At 46.5% G+C, this 19,678-nt stretch carries 17 protein-coding genes; 9 read left to right on the top strand and 8 right to left on the bottom strand.

The window, feature by feature from the left end:
* Window positions 1–154: 154 nt before the first annotated feature.
* The 4 genes from GO755_RS02875 to GO755_RS02890 form a co-directional block, all read right to left on the bottom strand.
* Window positions 155–934, bottom strand: a complete 780-nt coding sequence (locus GO755_RS02875; protein WP_157583050.1) for a response regulator — start codon at window positions 932–934, stop codon at window positions 155–157.
* 10 nt (window positions 935–944) lie between these two features.
* Window positions 945–2,693 (bottom strand): tetratricopeptide repeat-containing sensor histidine kinase, encoded by a 1,749-nt coding sequence (locus GO755_RS02880; protein ID WP_157583051.1) that lies wholly within the window; start codon window positions 2,691–2,693, stop codon window positions 945–947.
* A 528-nt stretch (window positions 2,694–3,221) separates the two neighbouring features.
* Window positions 3,222–4,001: an alpha/beta hydrolase gene (locus tag GO755_RS02885; RefSeq protein ID WP_227686841.1), complete on the bottom strand. Its 780-nt coding sequence runs from the start codon at window positions 3,999–4,001 to the stop codon at window positions 3,222–3,224.
* Window positions 4,002–4,202: 201 nt separating this feature from the next.
* On the bottom strand, window positions 4,203–5,765 hold the full coding sequence (locus GO755_RS02890) for a M28 family metallopeptidase (RefSeq protein WP_157583052.1): 1,563 nt from the start codon (window positions 5,763–5,765) through the stop codon (window positions 4,203–4,205).
* A gap of 250 nt (window positions 5,766–6,015) precedes the next feature.
* On the opposite strand from GO755_RS02890, the gene GO755_RS02895 reads away from it, so the two are divergent.
* Window positions 6,016–6,564 (top strand): NUDIX domain-containing protein, encoded by a 549-nt coding sequence (locus tag GO755_RS02895; RefSeq protein WP_157583053.1) that lies wholly within the window; start codon window positions 6,016–6,018, stop codon window positions 6,562–6,564.
* A 132-nt stretch (window positions 6,565–6,696) separates the two neighbouring features.
* Window positions 6,697–7,335, top strand: a complete 639-nt coding sequence (locus GO755_RS02900; RefSeq protein ID WP_157583054.1) for a LysE family translocator — start codon at window positions 6,697–6,699, stop codon at window positions 7,333–7,335.
* Between the two features lie 80 nt (window positions 7,336–7,415).
* On the opposite strand, the gene GO755_RS02905 is transcribed toward GO755_RS02900, so the two are convergent.
* The 3 genes from GO755_RS02905 to GO755_RS02915 all read right to left on the bottom strand — a co-directional run bounded on the left by GO755_RS02905 (window position 7,416) and on the right by GO755_RS02915 (window position 10,801).
* The gene (locus GO755_RS02905) at window positions 7,416–8,960 is read right to left on the bottom strand and encodes a GH3 family domain-containing protein (RefSeq protein ID WP_157583055.1); all 1,545 of its coding nucleotides are present in this window, start codon (window positions 8,958–8,960) and stop codon (window positions 7,416–7,418) included.
* Window positions 8,961–9,041: 81 nt separating this feature from the next.
* A complete protein-coding gene (gene surE / locus GO755_RS02910) occupies window positions 9,042–9,818 on the bottom strand; it encodes a 5'/3'-nucleotidase SurE (RefSeq protein ID WP_157583056.1) in 777 nt (258 codons plus the stop codon).
* A gap of 137 nt (window positions 9,819–9,955) precedes the next feature.
* Window positions 9,956–10,801: an AraC family transcriptional regulator gene (locus GO755_RS02915; protein WP_157583057.1), complete on the bottom strand. Its 846-nt coding sequence runs from the start codon at window positions 10,799–10,801 to the stop codon at window positions 9,956–9,958.
* Between the two features lie 233 nt (window positions 10,802–11,034).
* Here GO755_RS02915 and GO755_RS02920 point away from each other — a divergent pair, with 233 nt between their 5' ends.
* From GO755_RS02920 to GO755_RS02935, 4 genes are all read left to right on the top strand, one after another.
* Window positions 11,035–12,021, top strand: coding sequence for a phytanoyl-CoA dioxygenase family protein (locus GO755_RS02920; protein ID WP_227686842.1), 987 nt, complete (start codon window positions 11,035–11,037; stop codon window positions 12,019–12,021).
* A 216-nt stretch (window positions 12,022–12,237) separates the two neighbouring features.
* Complete coding sequence (locus GO755_RS02925; protein ID WP_157583058.1) at window positions 12,238–13,383, top strand: esterase; 1,146 nt, start codon at window positions 12,238–12,240, stop codon at window positions 13,381–13,383.
* 81 nt (window positions 13,384–13,464) lie between these two features.
* A complete protein-coding gene (locus GO755_RS02930; RefSeq protein ID WP_157583059.1) occupies window positions 13,465–14,370 on the top strand; it encodes a LysR substrate-binding domain-containing protein in 906 nt (301 codons plus the stop codon).
* Between the two features lie 3 nt (window positions 14,371–14,373).
* The gene (locus GO755_RS02935; protein WP_227686843.1) at window positions 14,374–15,627 is read left to right on the top strand and encodes a threonine synthase; all 1,254 of its coding nucleotides are present in this window, start codon (window positions 14,374–14,376) and stop codon (window positions 15,625–15,627) included.
* A 48-nt stretch (window positions 15,628–15,675) separates the two neighbouring features.
* Here the strand turns inward: GO755_RS02935 and GO755_RS02940 are convergent, their stop codons facing one another.
* Window positions 15,676–16,329 (bottom strand): NAD-dependent epimerase/dehydratase family protein, encoded by a 654-nt coding sequence (locus GO755_RS02940; protein ID WP_157583060.1) that lies wholly within the window; start codon window positions 16,327–16,329, stop codon window positions 15,676–15,678.
* A gap of 231 nt (window positions 16,330–16,560) precedes the next feature.
* On the opposite strand from GO755_RS02940, the gene GO755_RS02945 reads away from it, so the two are divergent.
* From GO755_RS02945 to GO755_RS02955, 3 genes are all read left to right on the top strand, one after another.
* Window positions 16,561–17,427 (top strand): tetratricopeptide repeat protein, encoded by an 867-nt coding sequence (locus GO755_RS02945; RefSeq protein ID WP_157583061.1) that lies wholly within the window; start codon window positions 16,561–16,563, stop codon window positions 17,425–17,427.
* A gap of 148 nt (window positions 17,428–17,575) precedes the next feature.
* Window positions 17,576–18,193, top strand: a complete 618-nt coding sequence (locus GO755_RS02950) for an RNA polymerase sigma factor (protein WP_317165781.1) — start codon at window positions 17,576–17,578, stop codon at window positions 18,191–18,193.
* 115 nt (window positions 18,194–18,308) lie between these two features.
* Window positions 18,309–19,439: a FecR family protein gene (locus GO755_RS02955; RefSeq protein ID WP_157583062.1), complete on the top strand. Its 1,131-nt coding sequence runs from the start codon at window positions 18,309–18,311 to the stop codon at window positions 19,437–19,439.
* The last annotated feature ends 239 nt before the right edge of the window (window positions 19,440–19,678 follow it).

The following is a 19,678-nucleotide window of genomic DNA, read 5'->3' on the forward strand; positions in this document are numbered from 1 at the left end:
TTTTTTTTGTCATTCAGACCTTAGGAGGGATCTCAAATTTCTCATTAGTCAAGTTTGAGATTCCTCCTAAGGTCTGAATGACAAAGAACACTCGTTTCTAAAGCATTTTTGAAAAAAACGGCTTCGACTCGAAGCCATACAGTGCTAATGGCATTCAGCTAAATTTGATTATGGGGTTCTCTCGTTTAGGGGGAGTTTTTACGATAGCTAATCGTTGCAGAAACTGTTTGTGATTGTTTTCTGGAAATGGAACAGGCAGTTTACGCCCCTGTACATAAAACTGATTTTTGTCGACTCGCTCTACAAAATCCAGATTGACCAACAGAGATCTGGAAAGGCTGAAGAAATTAGCACTCGTAAAAAATTGAGCGATGTATCCCAAATTCATCGAAAAAACCTGCTTTTGTTCTTCATGGATCAGGTAGATCTCTACATAGGCCCGGTCGGCTTGTAAGTAAAGTACCTCGCTTTTTTTGATTTTCACATACCCTTTTCCCTGATCTACAGGTAGATACAAACTGTCCGATAAAAAGGGATCAACGGAGTTGACCTGGGTTGCCTGATAATTGTAGTAAGCCAGTTCGACCTGAATGGCTAATTCCTTATGCCGAAAGGGTTTAAGCAGATAGGCTGCTGGGCGCATCTGTTGCGCTCGGGAGATCGTGGGCTGTTCTGAGTGGCCCGTCAGGAAAATAATGGGCAATGTGTGCTGGGTCAGCAAGCGCTGTGCAATATCAATTCCATCGTCGGTGGAGTGTTCCAGATGAATATCGATTAAAGCCAAGTCGGGCGGGTTGATACGGGCCGAGGTTAGGGCTGCGGTTAAATTGCGCGCAATATCGGTTACGTGATGGCCTGCTTTTTCCAGGGTTTCCCGGATGTCGTGAGCCGTCACCAACTCGTCTTCGATGATCAGGATGTTGAGTGATTTCATATAAGCCGTGTTATATTTTTTGCCACTTGGGCGAAGGAGGAAGCAGGGTAAACGACATCGTGAACGTCATCCCATCCTGGTTGTCAAACTGATACGTACCGTATAATTGCTCCACTTGTATCTGAATCAGGCGCATACCAAATGATTTTGACGACAATGGAGGTATCTCGAATCCTTTTCCATTATCGGCTACGCGCAGGTGGAAGGTAGTTTTATCTAAACTGGCCTCTATGTGTAGGGTAGGGTGTGGATGTTCAGGAAAGGCATACTTGCAGGCATTCGTGATCAACTCATTCACAATTAGCCCAATACGCATGACATAGTCGGCTGATAGGGTCAGGGTCGACGGGATTTGGTACGTGGTCTCGATTTGATCCATCTCAAATGTCTGTAAGACCATTTCGGTTAGTTCCCGTATGAAATCAGCTACATGAACTGTAGTGAGATTTTCACCATCGTAGAGTTTGCGCTGGAGGAGGCTCATCACTTCAATACGGCGCTGGCTGTCTTCCACAGCGTTTTTGGCGCTTTCGTCGGCAAGGCGATTAGACTGCAAGCTCAACAGACTGGAAATTAACTGTAAGTTATTTTTAACGCGGTGATTTTGCTCTTGTACCAAAGCTGCATTATGAAGGCTAAGTCGTCGATTTTTTCGCGATAGCCAGTAGAATGCCCCACTCGCAATGGCTGTTCCCAATAACAAAACTGAAAGCAAGAGTAAAAAACGACGCTGCGTTTGCTGGTTTTCCAGGCTCAGTTGCAACTCTCTCCGTTGACTTTTAAGCTGCGCTTCTTTGGCCTCCGTGTCATATTCTACACTCAACCGGGAGACAGCTCCATTTCGGTCGGCCGTCATTTGATCGCGCTCATAGCCTCGAACGACCAATGATTGATCGAACGCCTTTTGCCAATCTTTTTTCTGTTGGTAATATTGCATATAGGTGTTGACCAAATCCCGCTCCATCTCAAACTCCCTGCTATTTAACGACTTATACACTACACTTGCCTGCTGCAACAGCGGATAGGCTCTATCAGGCTGATTGAATTGTAAGTAGGTACGAGCAAGCTGGAGACTAATTATAGCCTGGCTACTCTTTTGGTTCAACGCTGTATGTATTTGTAAGGCTCGCTGATAGTACTGGAATGCCTGGGGATTTCGCTGGAAGCCGTAAATTTTACCCAGCATGCCGCACTCGCCGGCTATACTAATGGAATCTTTCAGTCTGTAAGCCATTTGTTCGGCCCGTTTACAATAGTAGAACAGACTGTCTTGGAATGGATGCCTTCTATTGGTGGCTAAACTGTCATAACAAATAGACAGATAGACATCGCTCATAGACTGATAGGCCGACAGCAGGGTTTTAGGCGTACTCGTGCGGGCATAAACCAACGCAAGTCGGGCATAGTTGAGTGCCTCCGTCAGATTCGTTTGTTCCCGTTCTAACCAGGATAGGCGGGCATAAATTCTGCTGATTTTATCGAATTGATGCTTCTGTTCGACAATACGTAGCGACTTCATGAAATAGCGCTTGGCGGTCAGGTAATCCCGGGCGGCTACGTGTATTTTTCCATACAAGTAATAGGCTTCCGCAAAAAGTAAAGTGTCTTTTTTTAAAATCGCTTCCCGTTCAACTTCCTGAGCATAGGCGAGTTTTTCTGGCTGGAGAGGCAAACTAGTGGGTATCTGGGCAACAGCAGCACTTATTCGGATGAAAATAAGTATGAAGAAAAGGAGGAGTTTGCTGCTGTACGATTTCATTAAATACGGCTTAGAACCAGCTGTAGCTAGATAGGGCTACTCGTAAAAGTAGGTTTTTCAACCGCCTACCCATCTCGTAAATGCCATTTTTTGCTTCATAAGTAGCCCGGAAAGCAATTGCTGGCGTACGGAAAGAGATTAGCCTATCTGGGATGTTCTACGAAATACGTGTTGAAAATACTATTAAACTTGAGGTGCCTGAATGTCAACTTATATACCTCAATTGTATGCCAATGAGAAAACGAAGTTGATATTTCAATGACTTATTATTCTATCCACACCATTTTTTCAAACACCCCTGACTGTTTCTTACGACAGTCTATAGCCTATCATGCAGATAATCTTGTAAGTCGATACGAATTGCGCTGGTCGTCAGAATGTTGATGAGTACTTATGCTACTTAACCACTTTCGCGTCCAGCCAATTCGCACGGAATTTCTGCATCTCAGGCGTGATTGATAGCCCGGCATTTTCGTACAATTGAACCGAACTAGCTGAAGAGGTTTTTATCGTAACGAAAGTAGGCTGTTACTTTTTGAACTGCTCAAAGGCTTTATAGACAGCCAGATGCAAAATACTCCCGTGGTTTTCATCAGCAAAGTAGTGGAAATCGGTTTTCACAGATGCCGCCTTTTTCAACATGTCTGCCAATCGGTTAGCATCTGTCTCCATAACTTTCCCTTCTTTCCCAACGGCTACAAAGACAGTTGTTTTTTGGTGAAAACCAGGTTGAGAAAAAGCCGGTTGGTACGCCAGTAACGACTCATTATCCCACCACAAGCTCGGACTTACAATAACGTATTGATTGAATAAGGTGGGCTTTTTAAACAGAATTTCGGTTGCCAGCAATCCACCCAACGATTGGCCAATGATTGTTTTTGAGGGATTAGAGCTATACGTCTTTTGAATGTAGGGCTGTAATTCTTTTTCGAGAAAGGCGATAAATCGCTGCGATTGTCCGGTGGTTGGATAATCCTTTTTATCCTTTTCAATCGTTGTCGGATACGTGAAATCGCGCCTTCTATCAACATTGGCAATGCCAACAACAACTGACTTGGGCAACAGATTAACCCAGGGGAAATTAGCAAACTGAACCAATCCGGCGATATGAATGAAGTCTTCATCTGCCGAGCCATCCAGTAGATAAATAACGGGGTATTTGGAGAGCGAATCTTTCGAATAACCTTCAGGTAAATAGATATTTAACGTTCTGATTTCCCCTAGTTCTTTTGATGAAATAGCATCAATATGACCGAGTACGAACGGCTTTGTAGTTGGTGTATTTTGGCCGAATGAAGAGTTGGCCAAACCTATGAACAGCCAAAAATAAATTGGAATAAGGCGATAACGTAATTTGCAAATGAAAGTCAAGTGTCTGATAATTAAGTAATTATTATTTTTTTGTCATTCCGACACCAGGAGGAATCTCAAGCTTCATAATAGTCAAGCTTGAGATTCCTCCTGGTGTCGGAATGACAAAAACTAGCCAATCGACTACTACTGACAACCTTATCTGGCCACTTGTGCGGCTACAGCTTTACGTGGAATTTTCTGATCCCGCATGGCTGCGTTGTATACAAAGCTGGCAACAACCGTAGCCGCCTGTTTCAGATCATCAGGTTGCAGGTGATCGTAGGTATCCATATTCGTGTGGTGCGTACGGGTATTGTACTCGATTTTGTCCTGAATGAATTGGAAGCCGGGCAGCCCTACCCGATCAAAGGATTGGTGATCGGTTCCGCCTGTATTTGCTGGCGTTATGGTCGTGGCACCCAGGTCATTGAAGGGTTTCAGCCATTGCTGAAAAATAGGGCCGGCAGCCAGATTGCCCTGCAAATAAATGCCCCGGATTTTGCCTGTTCCGTTATCGACGTTAAAATAGGCTGCAATATTCTCTCCCTCTTTAGTCAGCTTGTTGGTGGCTTTATCCACCAAATGGTTCGTTACGTAGTTTTTGGAACCATGCAGACCTTGTTCTTCACCGCTCCAGAGTGCAATGCGAATGGTTCGTTTGGGTTTGGCCCCAATAGTATTCAAAATACGCATGGCCTCCATCATCACCGAGCTGCCAGCCGCATTGTCGGTTGCACCCGTAGCCGCATGCCAGGAGTCGAGGTGAGCGCCCAGCATAACCACTTCGTCTTTCAATTTGGGATCGGTGCCTGGAATTTCGGCCAGTACGTTATAACCTTTGGTATCGTCCTTGTAAAACTTGGTCTTCACGTCCAGCTCCAGTTTTACGGGAATACCCGCTTTCATGAGTCGGCAGAGCGTCATGTAATCTTCAACGGCTATCGACAGATCGGCCAGATCGTCGGGTGTAGCACCGATGGCGGCATTGGCGTAGTCGCCACTCACGAACAGAGTGCCATCTTTACTGTTCTGAGTTGTATTGAGCATCCCGATGGCGCCTTCCTGTTTCGCCAGTTTGCGCATTTTCTGGTTGAAGGCATTCTGGGTGCGCATCGCCATAATCCGGCTGCGGAAGGTCGTGTCATTGCCAGCCCGTTGTGCAGGTGGAGTTTCGTTCGCCATTTTTGTTAGCTCTTCGTCGGTAAAGCGATCAGCATCGGCTTTGAATGAAGGCATGCCCTTGAACGATTGATCCAGCAAAATGACTTTATTTTTGAGCTTGCTCCGATAGCTTTCCAAAGCTGTCGTGTCAGTCGAGCTTATGTAGAGGATATCGGCGGATTGAAGCTTGTTGGTGCTGCCACTCCAGGCTCTGGGTACAGCAATGATCGTCTTATAGTACGGAGCAGTCATCGCGAGGTAACTATGCTCGACTCCCCAGCCCTGACCCCATTCGCCCCAGGCTTCCAGACGGGAATTCTGTATACCCCAGCTAGTTAGCTTTGTTTTGGCCCAGTTGGCGGCTTTTATAAAACCGGGGCCTTGTAGTCGGGGGCCGTTGACATCCGTTAGGTAGAAGGCTGTTTCCATGACCTGCGAATGTTCCAGACCTTCTGTCCGAATTTTCTGGATCATGGTCATGTCCAGCTTATCATCCTGTCCATAACTGAGTAAGGCACTCCCCAGAAACAGACTGGTTAAGAGTAGTTTGTGTTGCATGAAGTATAATTGTTAGGGTAGAGCCCGAAGTTAACCGATTTGCAGAAAGCGGTTGATTCCGTAATTCTATTTTTTGTATTAATCACTATAAATTCATGGTTTAATTCTATTTGTTAGAGCCTAAGCCGTTGATGAACAGGCCCATGAAAAAGGGAAAAGACACAGGAGAGCGCAGGGTATAGCCGAAAGGTGATAACTTAGCAACTTTTTAAAGTTGACGCATTGGCCTGAATTGATCGCTTTTGTACGCATGAACACAACTGAAAATCCCTGGCAGACGCTGAATTCGTCGGTCAAATATGAAAATCCCTGGCTATCGATTCGGCATGAAGATGTGATAACCCCCTCTGGAACAGCCGGTATTTATGGCGTCGTTAGTTTTAAAAATAAAGCGGTCGGTGTAATCCCGATTGATGCGGAAGGCAATACCTACCTCGTTGGACAGTATCGGTATCCACTGAACGAATATTCCTGGGAAATTCCCGAAGGTGGGTCGCCCATCGGCACTGATCCACTTGACTCGGCCAAGCGCGAACTAAAAGAGGAAACGGGCCTGGAAGCGCAAACGTGGACGAAGATTGCCCGGATACACACTTCTAATTCGGCCACTGACGAAGAGGGATTTCTGTACATCGCCGAAGACCTGTCTCAGGGTGAACACGCCCCAGAAGAAACTGAAGATTTGCGTGTCTGGAAACTCCCGTTGGCCGAAGCCGTTGAGATGGTAATGACCAGCCAAATTACCGATTCACTCAGCGTTAGCGGGCTGATGATCGTAGCCCGGTTGCGGGGAATTTAAACTAAGTTTCAAGTTTCAAGTTTCATTTCAAAGTTTCATCCAGATTGTCTGTTTGATTCTGGGATACCAATGCAAACCCTCGCATCGGTCTGGCTGAAACGTTGAACTTGGCACCTTAAACTTGACACCAACTTGTTTTTACCTATTCTATTTGGTTTTCTATTAGGCGTAGGCCTTTGCCTGACTTTCGGAACGGTGTTTTTTGCACTGATTCAAAATAGTGTCGACAATGGTTTTCGATCAGGAATGAAGATTGTTTTTGGTGTAATCACCGGCGACATTCTATTTGTGCTGGCAGCCTTGCTGGGCACGGCTTTCATCCCGAAGGTTCAGGGATTTGAAAATATAATGGCTGCGGTTGGGGTGTTATTTCTCGTTGCCATGGGTTTAGTTAATATTCTAAAAGGAACACCCCGATTAGCTTATCCGAAGACGCGGTTTGGAAATTTCGTCTATTACTTCACAACCGGTTTCTTCCTGAATGCGCTCAATCCGGTCAATTTTGTGGCCTGGGTAGCTATTGTGGCCTATATTCGGTCGCACCTACATTATACCGATGCCCAACAATATGGGTTCATGATTGCCGCGCTGGTGGGTGTATTTGCCACCGAGAGTGCATTGGCGTACTATGCTAACCGACTCAAGCGACTCTTTACGCCCCGCGTCGTCAAGATTTTCAACCGTACAACCGGTGTCGTTTTCCTCATCGGAGCCGCTAATATTGCCTATTCCCGCTTGCTGGAACCGTTGTCGAAAGCACTGAATTGGTAAGGATATATGTATGAAGTATGATATAAGATGTATGATGTATTGCTTTCGCGTCAGCTATATCATACATCCTATATCATACCTCATATATCTTTTAAAAAGCTTTCCCACTCCTTAATCATCCCTTTTTTCAAGACTCTGGGGAATTTATTCTGGCCGCCCATTTTGCCTTTAGATTGCATCCAGGCGTAAAATGTTTTGTTGGGCAATACCGTCACCGTAATGTCTTTGAGGGCATGTCGACGCTCGACGGCGTAATCGTCGTTTAGTTCTTTCAGTTTGGCATCGATTCGGTTGCGGAGGTCGGTCGCATCCACTTTATCGTCAGTACCGATATACCAGTTGTGGGCAAATAAGGTATCGTGGGTAACGCCTGCCACGGTGAACTCACGTATTGAGATACCCAATTCCTCGGATACCATTTCAATCGCTTTGTTCATGTTATCGACTGAGAGGTGTTCACCACAAAGGCTCAAAAAGTGCTTGGTTCGGCCCGTAATGACGATTTCTGCCCGTTTTTTATTGACAAACTTGATGGTGTCGCCAATCAGATAACGCCAGGCGCCGGAACAGGTCGATAGCAGAAGTGCGTATTCTTTGCCTTCTTCTACTTCGTTGATCATCAGGGTTTGGGGCTTGTCAACCAATTCACCATCGGGCGAGAAGTTTTGCTCATTGAATGGGATAAATTCAAAAAATAGCCCGTTGTTCAGCACGAGTTGCATGCCTTCGGCGTCTGGGTGGGTCTGGTAGGCAATGAATCCCTCAGAGGCTAAATACGTCTCAATGTAGGTGATCGGGTGGGCGAGAAGTTTTTCAAAACCCGCCCGATACGGCTCAAAGGACACGCCCCCATGACAGAAAACCATCAGGTTGGGCCAGATGTCATGAATGGTTTTGACCTTGTAACGAGCAATGATTTTCTCCATCAACAACTGAATCCAGGCGGGCACGCCCACTACGTAGCCAATATCCCAGCCAGCAGCTTGTTCGGTGATTTCGTCCAGTTTTAAAGCCCAGTCCTTTTCCTGAGCAATGTCGCGTCCTGGTTTGTAAAAGCGTTCAAACCAAAGAGGAATTTTGCTGGCGGTAATACCACTAAGGTCACCTTCATAATGCCCCTCGCGAGCGTTCAGATCGGTACTGCCACCGAGCATTAAGCACCCTTTTTCGTAGAGTGTTGACGGTAGATTCTGGTATTTGCCAAGGGTAAGAATTTGCCGAATGCTGGTTCGCTGAATGGCTTTCGACATCGACTTTGTAACGGGGATGTATTTCGTCGCTGCTTCCGACGTTCCCGAACTGAGCGCAAAGTATTTCACTTTACCCGGCCAGGCAACGTTTTTCTCGCCAGCCAACGTCTGTTTCCACCAGCCATCGAACATTTTATTGTAGTCGTGGATGGGAACGTGCTGTTTGTATTTCTGATAGAATTCTCCTTCGTTCCCAAACTCTACCGAACGGAGCAGATCATCGAAATGATAGGTTGTTCCAAACTTAGTAAACTGCGCTTTTCGGATGAGCTTACGAAATACCTTTCGCTGCTGGCGTAGTGGATTAAACTGCCGCAGCCGAACGACATTCGATAATCGAATGCCATTTTTAAGCATACTACCTAAGAGAGCCATGTTTGAATGATGAATTATGAATGATGAATGATGAATGGCCTTTCTTGCAATCATTCATCATTCATCATTCATCATTAATAATTACAAATTCCAATTCTTCAACGTATCCATCATGCTGTAGGCTGTCAGGTCGTACTGACAGGGGACTACAGATGTGTAGTTATTGGCCAGGGCGTATTCGTCTGTATCTTCGGCATGGGTGTCGAAATTGACAAAGTCACCCGCCAGCCAAAAATACCGACGACCGTGCGGGTCGCGTCGTTCGTCGAACACCTCCTGCCATTTGGCATTCGCCTGCCGACAAATTCGAATTCCTTTCAGCGGTTCTGCCGAACGTGCCGGAAAATTCACGTTCAGAGCGGTTCCGCGTTTAATGCCCTGTTCCAGCACGTTACGGGCAATACGTAGAATGTGCTCGTAGGCATGCGAGAAATCGGGTTGGCGTGTAAAGTCACCCAGCGAAAAACCAATGGCTGGAATCCCCTCAATGGCTGCCTCCATAGCCGCCGACATTGTGCCTGAGTACAGAATACTAATGGATGAATTGCTACCGTGATTGATGCCGCTAACAACCAAATCTGGCGCACGGTCTTTCAGAACATGATGCTTGGCCAATTTGACGCAGTCGGCGGGTGTACCGGAGCATTCATAGGCGGGTACATCGCCATAAATATCAGAAGGATAGAGCCGGATCGGGTTGGCAATCGTAATGGCGTGACCCATACCCGATTGCGGGCTGTTCGGGGCCACCACCACCACCGATCCGAGTTGTTTCATTAATTCAACAAGCGTACGAATGCCGTGGGCAGTAATTCCGTCGTCGTTCGTAACTAAAATCAGGGGCTTGTGGTCAGACATAAATCAGTTGCTGGTTGTCGGGCAGTAGATGCTAGTCAGGGATAGGTAAAACACTATTGACTGATGACTGGCAACTGCTGACGTTCTCTGTGCAATACTACACAAATACGGGTGAAGATGTTGGAAGAAAATAGCGATTAGCCTCGATGGCGCTTCTTAAACTGGAGTGGATTTTCGCCGGTTACGCGCCTGAAAATCTTGTTGAAATACGACAAGCTCTCAAATCCACTGGCAAAGCAGGCTTCGGTTACGTTATGATCGAGTAAGAGCAATTTCTGCGCCTGATTGATGCGATACTGATTCAGAAACTGCGTGAATGTCAGGCGAGTCATGCGTTTGACGTAGCGACAGAAAGCCGCTGTTGTCAGGTTGGTCAGGGCTGCGGCTTCGGCCAGTTCGAACTTGCGCTGGTAGTTTTCGTCGATGAATTGATAGAGTTTTTTTAGTCGTTGCTGTTCGTTCAGGTTATAGGCATTGGTTACAGGTTTTCCATGTAAAGAAATTAATTCCTGGCTCGTTGCCAGTTGCTGAAAAATGGTCAACAGGGCCATTAACCGCTCGAAGGGTGGGAGGGCTGGCAGGATTTCTAATTGTTCACCAACCCGCCGTTTGGTTTCGCCATGAAAGGATACGCCAGCGCGAGCCATCTCAAATAACTGGGCAATAGCGGCAAACTCCGGAGCCTGACCAAACAGGTTTCCCAGAAATGATTCTTTCAGTTGCACGACTACTTTTCGATGGTCGGTTTTAACGCCGTAATCGAAGTTGAGGTGGGGAATATTAGGGCCAATAAAAACCAGATCGCTGCCTTCGTACCGTGAAATATGGTCGCCTACGTGTCGAGTGCCGTTGGCCCCGGTGATGTACACAATTTCGTATTCGGGATGGTAATGCCATAAGAAAACATCGTTCAATCGGGGCGTCTCCAGAATATGAAAGGAGCTGTTAACATCTGGGTTGATTTGTTCTAAGGCTATTTTCATAAGGGTTTTGCTACAGAGATGAACAGAGGCACACAAGTAAAATCTCAGTGTATCTCCGTGTCTCCTCTGTGCATCTCTGTGGCTCAAATTTTACCTATATATGTGCTAAATTTTATAGATTACTTAAACAAAGAGCAATATAGTGCAAAAAATGGACATCATTGTTGTGGAAATGAGCTAAGGGTATAGACTACCTTTGTTACAACAAAATCAACGAAACATCCTAACGATATATGGAAACAATGCAGCCCACAATGACCCCAACAGCTACTATGATTCCTGATAATGCGCACAAAGACATTCCGGGAAATCCATCGACAGCCACCAGTAGCAAAATCAGTTTAAGTGACCGCTCAAACGGGAAGCCACTACGTGTTTTGTCTGAAGAAGATTGGCAATTCTGGAAGCATAATGGCTACATCGTTATCAAACAGGCCGTGCCCAAAGAACAGGCTGAGCGACTTGCTAATTTCCTGTGGGAGTTTGAAGAAAAAGACCCGAACGACCCTGCTACCTGGTACGCACCGCCCCGCGCCGAAATGAAAATGAAAGAGCTGACCAACAGTGGAATGGTCGAACTTTACAATCATCAGTATGAGTGGGATAACCGACAGTATCCGCGCATTTACGATGCATTCGTTGACATCTGGGGAACCGAGAAATTATGGGTAACCATCGACCGGGCTAACCTAAATTTTCCGGTTCGGCCGGGTCATGAGTTCAAAGGGTTTATTCACTGGGATTACGACCCCGAAACCCGCCCGCAAAATGTGCAGGGCGTATTGGCACTGGCCGATCAAACCGACGAAAATATGGGCGGTTTCCAGTGCATTCCCGAACTCTATCGCACTTATGATACCTGGAAACTCACCCAACCCGCCGACCGGAACCGTTTCAAACCCGACACCACTGGTTTTGATTTCGTGAAGGTAAAAATGGAAGCGGGCGATCTGCTGATTTTCAACAGTACCGAACCCCACGGTATACGGCCAAATCTCTCGACCGACAAAGTCAGAATGGCGCAATATATTTCGATGATGCCTGCTGAAGAAGATAACGAAGCGTTGCGGCAGTGGCGCATTACATCCTGGCGTGACCGGCAGGCACCCGAAGGCTATGCCTTCCCTGGCGACCCACGTAACTGGGAAAAGGAACGATACCAAACCGCCGAACTATCTCCGCTAGGCAAAAAACTGCTCGGGCTGGATAATTGGGAATAAGGATTTTAGACTTGATTTTTGGTTGTGCTGATGCGATCTGTATGACCCATTCAGAGTCAAATGTTTATAGAAAATACCCGCTCACTATAAACATTTGACCCTGAAGGGGTCACACTATGCTATATCCTCCTTAAGCGAGGCAAGCTCGAAAAGTAGTTTAAGGGCTTTGTGGAGCTTTGTAGGCTATCAACCATTGTTAGACCCTACAGATCAACCATGAAGAAGGCACAGTATCGTTTGATCCTTATTTTCAGTCTGCTAATTCAGGTATGTACGCTTCAGGCTCAGCAACGCCTACCGCCCATCAAATCACCGGAAGTCGCAGACGGCGGACTAACATTTCGGCTTCGTGCGCCGAATGCCAAAGAGGTTATCCTTGATATTGAAGGGATTTCGAAGGAAACAATGACCAAAGACGACCAGGGCGTCTGGAGCTTTACCAAAAAACTGGAGCCAGATGTGTATGATTACGCCTTTGTTGTCGACGGGCTTCGCATTCCCGACCCTGCTAATCCCGTTGCCAAACCCTGTTATCAGTGCAATGGACAGAGTCTGGCGCACATGCCGGGCCCTGCTTCGCTAAGCTGGGAGATCAAAGATGTTCCCCGCGGGGCTGTCGATCATAAGGTATATCGGTCGGCGGTTATGGGCGAAGACCGGGACTACTACGTGTATCTGCCGCCTAACTACGATCCCAAGCGCAAAGAGCCTTATCCGGTCTTTTTCTTGTTGCACGGAGCTACAGGTACAGCTTTATCGTGGATAGTCAATGCACAGGCCAATATCATTCTGGATAACCTGATTGCCGAAGGTAAGGCCAAACCCATGATTATGGTAAACACACTGGGCTATGGAGGCAATGATAAATACGCAGCCGAGGTAATTCAGGAGATTATTCCAACGATTGAAAAGACCTACAATGCGACTAAAGATCGGAGTCAACGAGCTATTGTTGGCTTGTCGATGGGAGGGGGGACGGCGTTTTATACCGGTCTAAATCACCTGGATCAGTTTGCCTATGTAGGCGGAATGAGTAGCGCCGTTGGGATGGGTGGCCCTCGTCCGCCAGCATCGGCTACGGCAAACCCAGCCACAACAACTCCACCTGCCGAACAGGTTACAGCCATGATGGACGTCTTTGCAAAGACGTATCCCAAACTGGACGAGAAAGCTAATTCTCAATTGAAACTATTATGGATTTCTTGTGGAGTTGATGATTTTCTGTACCAGAATAATAAATACTTCAAGGAGTTTCTGACAGCAAAGAACGTCAAGTTTAAAAACGTGGAGACGCCAGGAGGCCACACCTTTATGGTATGGCGGAGGAACCTGACCGATCTAGCACCATTGCTGTTTAGGTGAAAAGCTATTGTTTCGTAAATCCAGTCAGGCATAAACGGACTATCTTTGGAGTTGTATATCAGCCCCATAAGATAGTCCATTATGCTCTCGTCACGCCATCTGATTTTTATGGAAGTGGCTCGTTTTCTGAGCTTTACCAAAGCTAGTCAGACGTTATTTCTGAGCCAGTCGGCAATTAGCAAGCAGATTAAGTCACTGGAATATTTTTATAAAACAGGGTTATTTGAACGGCACGGGACCAGTATTAGCTTAACCCAGGCTGGCCAGACGCTGTATGCTAAACTGCTGGAAGCGGGGCAGTTACAGGACGAGCTACATCAGGAACTTCAGCAGATTAACGAAAATTTCCTGCCGCTGACCAAACTCGCTATTGGTGCCAGTACAACCATTAGCTTATATGTGTTGCCTCCCGTGCTTTCGGCTTATCTGCATCGCTACGATACCATTCAGGTCAGCGTATTGAACCGAAATTCGGATACAATTCAAAATGCTTTACTGGCTCATGATATTGACGTGGGCATCGTGGAGGGATTGACTCAACTGAACACGCTGGTCTATACACCCTTTATGACCGACGACGTACTGGCCGTTTGTTCAGCGAGAAGCCCGCTGCGGGATCGAACGCTGACTATTACAGACTTACCCTCCATTCCGCTGGCAGTGCGGGAAAACGGCTCAGGGACCCTAGCTGTGGTTGAAGATGAGCTAACCAAGAAAGGCATCAGCCTGTCGTCGTTACGTATCCTGATCCGGCTTGGCGGGACCGAAGCTCTGAAAAACTTTGTACTTGCCGACACCTGTCTGGCTTTTTTACCGAAGCGAGCTATTCTGAAAGAACTGACTGCGGGCGAGTTAGTTGAAGTCCCAATTCGTGATTTGACCCTTCAGCGAACCTTCTACTTTATCCAGCGAAAAGGGACAGAAAACAACCGGCTGGTCACCACATTTATTCAGTTTACGAAACGGCATTATTCCATTAAGGAATAACTCATGCCAAAACGGTATTTGCTTCATGCGTTGGTAACCGAGACTTTTCGGAAAAATACAACCATGAACATCGCCATCACTTCATCACGTTTAGGAGACTTACATTGTTCACAATGCGGCTCCGTATATGACGCACTTATCCGCCAGACCCTATCTGTTTGTTGCCAGGCCCCGTTGCTATGCCAGTACGTTATTGGTGCTGGCAGTGTCCAGAAATCAGACTTGCTCATGCGGAATAAGTCGCTCTGGCGATATGAAGAACTTCTGCCTGTTATTCTGCCCGAAAATCAGGTGAGTTTAGGAGAAGGCTTCACACCTATTTTAGCACTCAAGCGTCTGGCCAGTAGACATGATCTGCACCACCTCACATTGAAAGATGAAGGACTTAATCCAACCGGTTCATTCAAGGCCAGAGGACTATGCATGGCGGTATCGAAAGCCAAAGAAAATGGTGAAAAAGCCTGTATTATTCCCACTGCCGGTAATGCAGGAGTTGCCATGGCGGCTTACTGCGCCAGAGCTGGTTTAGAAGCCGTTGTCGTTATGCCGCGCCATACACCAGATGCCTTTAAAGAAGAATGCATTGGCTATAATGCGAAACTGATATTGGTGGATGGACTAATCAATGACTGCGCGGCCAAAGTGCAGGAACTGAACCAGAACGGTGCCTATTTCGATGTATCGACGCTGAAAGAACCCTATCGCTTAGAAGGCAAAAAGACAATGGGCTATGAAATTGCCGAACAGTTGAACTGGCAGTTGCCTGATGTAATCATGTATCCAACAGGTGGCGGAACTGGCCTGATTGGCATTTGGAAGGCCTTTCACGAAATGAAGATGTTGGGATGGTTACCCAAAAAACAGCGATTGCCACGTATGGTGGCGGTTCAGGCGGAAAATTGCTCACCAGTTGTCGATACGTTTTTAGGGAAGCAGGCAAACAGTAAGCAATACATGGGTAAGCCTACACTAGCCAATGGATTGGCCGTCCCACGCCCGATTGGTGAACCACTAATGCTTAGTGTACTGCGCGAATCAGGTGGAACTGCCATTGCTGTTTCGGAGGATGACATGCTGGAAGGGGTAAGCGAACTTTGCCGTCACGAGGGCATTTTTGTTGCTCCCGAAGGCGGAGCGATCTGGGCCGCTACGAAGAAATTACTACGTCAGGGGTGGCTTCAGCCTCAGGAACATGTTCTGCTTTTAAATACGGGTTCTGGTCAGAAGTATCTGGATAATGTGAAAGGCAAATGGTAAGTCAGCCTCATCTCGCTTTACGTCGTTGCGGTGACTTTCATAGCTGGCCTATGCGTTTGCTAACGCTTTGATATCGTCCATTTCCAGTATTTGCTTCGAATAGCCTTTTAGGACAGCATTGACCATTGCCTGGCCTATTTCCTGTAGCGTAACCACCCGCTTCGGAGAAAGCAAACCAATGAGACCGACAATCAATTTATAGGGCGTTTTTGCATTTTTCTGGCCGGGAAACGCTTTCATACCGCCCGGCCGGAAATTGTACTCCGCTTTAAATGGCAATTTCATCAGCGCATTTTCGGTTTTGCCTTTTACTCTAGCCCACATAATTCGCCCTTGCTCGGAGCTATCCGTATGGCTGCCTGACACAAAATTGAAGACCAGGTCAGGGTTTAGTGCCAGCAATGTCTTCGCAAAATGCAGGGTTGTGTCGTAAGTAATGTGTGTATAGGCGGCCTCTTTTAATCCAACAGAACTGATGCCTGCGCAATAAAAACAGGCATCATAGCCGGTTAATTGATCGTTAACGGCGTCCAGATTCATAAAATCGGCCACAATACATTCCTTTAACTTAGGATGTTGCAACGCTAAATGCCTGCGGTTAACGATCAGCACTTCGCTGATTTGCGGGTGCTCCAGGCACGCCAGTAATACACCTTCGCCAACAAAGCCGGTCGCTCCGGTAATGATTATTTTTAGTTGCATGATTGACTTGTTCATACTGATAACCAAAGAAAACGGATTAATGTAGCATTTAACGATGACAATTGAATTTTACCAGTTGTCTAAGCTCCATTCTATCTTTGTCCAGCCTTTTACGGCCAGTTCTGTCTACAACCGTAGACGAACAAGCGTAAGCAAATTGAACGTAAAGAAGTAAGCCGAAGGTTGAATAAATTGAGGGCATAAAGGGCTTGAATACTTCATGATCAGCAAATGGAAATACTAGTTACAGCGGCCATCATTGGTTATATTATCTACCTGCGCTATTACGCCGATTTACGAAATAAGTCTGAAAAGGATATTGAAAAATTACAGGTTGGCATTAAGCTGTACAACACTGGTCAGCTCAACGATGCGCTGGTATTCTTTACTCAATATCTTCAAAAAGAACCAACATCGAGCGTGGCTTATCTGTATCAGGCTCGCTGTTACCGCGCTTTGGGTCAATTGTCAACTGCCCTCAACGCCTTAAAAACGGGAGAAAGCTACGACGATACGGTTGCTGACTTGCATGTAGAAATAGGCCAGATTTTATACGATCAGCAGCACTATGCTGAGGCTTTTCTGGAGTTTGACAAAGCGGTCTTCCATTCAAAAGGCTTGCTGGCTGATGCATTTCAATGGCGCGGACTCACCCGGCAACAGCTTCAGCAAACTGCGGAAGCCCGGCAGGACCTGGAGCGGGCCAATGCACTACGGCAATCTGAAAGCACGGTTAACACTACGTCAGGCGGTGATGCAGGCGTATTTTTTGACCGAAAACTCTTGAGTCACGCCATCGTAATTTTGATCAATAGTGCACTTTTATTGATTGTCATCAAAAACACGAGCGTTATCCATTTACCCTACCTGCTAGCCGCCATTGCAGCGACTGTTATTGGGTTTCTGGAGCCTAAAAAAGGATGGATTCTGGCAATTTTACAGGCCTCAATCCTTTGGATTAGCTACACGTTTTTTACAATAACTCCTCAAGCTAGCGGAGCTCGTGATCTGGAATTATTTGGCCTCTACGGATCAATTATTCTTACATTCATCGGAAGTTTTATCGGAGGAATATTAAAACGGCAATTGGCCCGCTGATACGTAGTACGCACCTGCTTCTATCCGTTCTTGAGCATTCTTCTGATGATTGCTTTCAACTCTTTCGTAGAAACTAATTGTATTTTGCGCATCTATAATTAAGTTTATCCAATTATAGCCTTCAGCATAACAGGTAGCCTAACACATAGTGGCCAGTTTACATTCTTCCTGGAGCAATTCCACCGATCAGCAACTTTGGCGAAGCCTTCGCGAAGGGGATGAATCGGCATTTACGGCCATTTTCGAACGATACCACCGTACGTTATACAACTACGGTAGCAAACTCGTCACCGATTCGTCTCTGGTTGAAGATGCTGTTCAGGAAGTATTTATTGACGTCTGGCGGATGCGGGCCACGTTATCTGAGGAAATCGGCTCTATTAAATTTTACCTGTATCGTTCACTACGGCGCCGGATTCACCGGATGCAGGGAAAATACCAGACGGGCTCAACCATCGATGAGCTTGTCGATGATGACTCGACGCCAACATCAGGTACTGAAGAAACCACGCAGATTGAGCAGGAATCCAGAGACTTGCTGAGTCGGCGGATTCAGGAGTTGCTGACCCATTTGCCCAAGCGCCAGGTAGAAGCACTCACGTTGTATTATTACGACGAATTCAGCGTCAGTGAAATTGCTCAGCTGATGGATGTCAATGAAAAATCAGTGCGTAATTTTATCCATCGCGCCCTTACATCGCTTCGCCAAAATCGCAACTGGCTCATCGGATCACTCCTGATTTTCTGGCTATTATGTAGCCTGTAAAAATTTTCAGAAAAATTTCTTCCAAAAAAAGAGGTCAATCGAACGACTTCTGCTTCTTTCTTAATGAAGGGGAATAATTCTATTACTTCTTGTGTAGATACTCTTTTATCCCGCTATGAAACAAGCCTTCTACGTACTGACAGACTTCCTGGAAGATCCGGATTTTATACGCTGGGTCAAGCACCCTGACGAAACTCAGGATGCTTATTGGCAGCAGTTTCTGGATGCCCATCCCGATAAGAAGCCAGTCGTGGAAATGGCCCGCCAGTACATTCTGGTATTTGTTGAGCAAACGGGTCAGCAGCAGCCAACGGCCGCCCAAAGCGAGATGATGCGCCAATATATTCAGAAGCATGTTCAGGCAGAAAAAGAAGAAAAAGTAACTACGCCATTTACTCGAACCACCGGAACAACTTGGGGCTGGTTACGTATGGCGGCTTCGATAACCCTGGTAATCAGCATCGGTTTGGGAGCCTATTGGTATAGTCAAACGCAGATGGTTCAACCCGAAAGCTACCAGCAGTTTAAGAAGGCAAATTTGGCCGGAACAAAAGAAGCACGCAATGATACTGATAAGCCCCTGACCGTTCTGCTCAGCGATGGCAGTTCGGTGGTATTGCAACCGGGCAGTCGATTGAGTTATCCAGATACGTTCCAGCAGCGCGAAGTCTATTTAACAGGGAAAGCCTTTTTTGAAATTGTAAAAGATCCTGCCCGGCCATTTCTGGTATACACGCATGGAATTGCCACTAAAGTATTGGGAACCAGCTTTATGGTCGATGCACCAGAGTCCGGCGAGCCCATAAAAGTAGCGGTAAAGACGGGCCGGGTAGCAGTCTATGCCTTAGATGAATCAGCTTCTGTTCGGAAAAAAGCGGCTGATCCTGAATTGGAGGGTCTTGTATTAACGCCCAATCAGAGTGCCGAATATTCAGTAGAAAGTCGTCGATTGGTTCGGATGCCGGATAGTGGATGGGTTTTTACGCAACCCGAAACGCAGGTTGTTGCCAGACAATCCTTTGATTTTGATGAAACGCCTGTACCTGAGGTATTTCGCACGCTCGAAAAAGCGTATGGCGTTCACATTGTTTATGATGAAACCATGTTGGGTAAATGCTCTTTATCAGCGTCGCTGATGGGGCAACCCTTTCACGATAAACTGGCCGTTGTTTGTAAAGCACTTGAAGCACAATATGCTATTCAGGGCAATCAAGTGACGATTACCGGCGGCCAACGTTGCCAATAATACCAATTCCTAACGCTTAACCCCCTCGTGAATCTATGATTAAGAGTACTCCCTTCCAATAAAAAAAGTCAGCCATGTTGACGCATAGCTGACCTCTGAATTGTCCCCCCTATTTTCTGACCTGACAAGCCGTGCCATTCACTGACAATGAATGGGTTGGGGGGATTTTGTTGAATTTTTTTGCTCACCCAACAAAACATGACAAATGTATGCAAAAACTACGCTTTGTAGATGAAAGG

Source organism: Spirosoma arboris, from assembly GCF_009754945.1.
In the GTDB taxonomy this organism is placed as follows: domain Bacteria; phylum Bacteroidota; class Bacteroidia; order Cytophagales; family Spirosomataceae; genus Spirosoma; species Spirosoma arboris.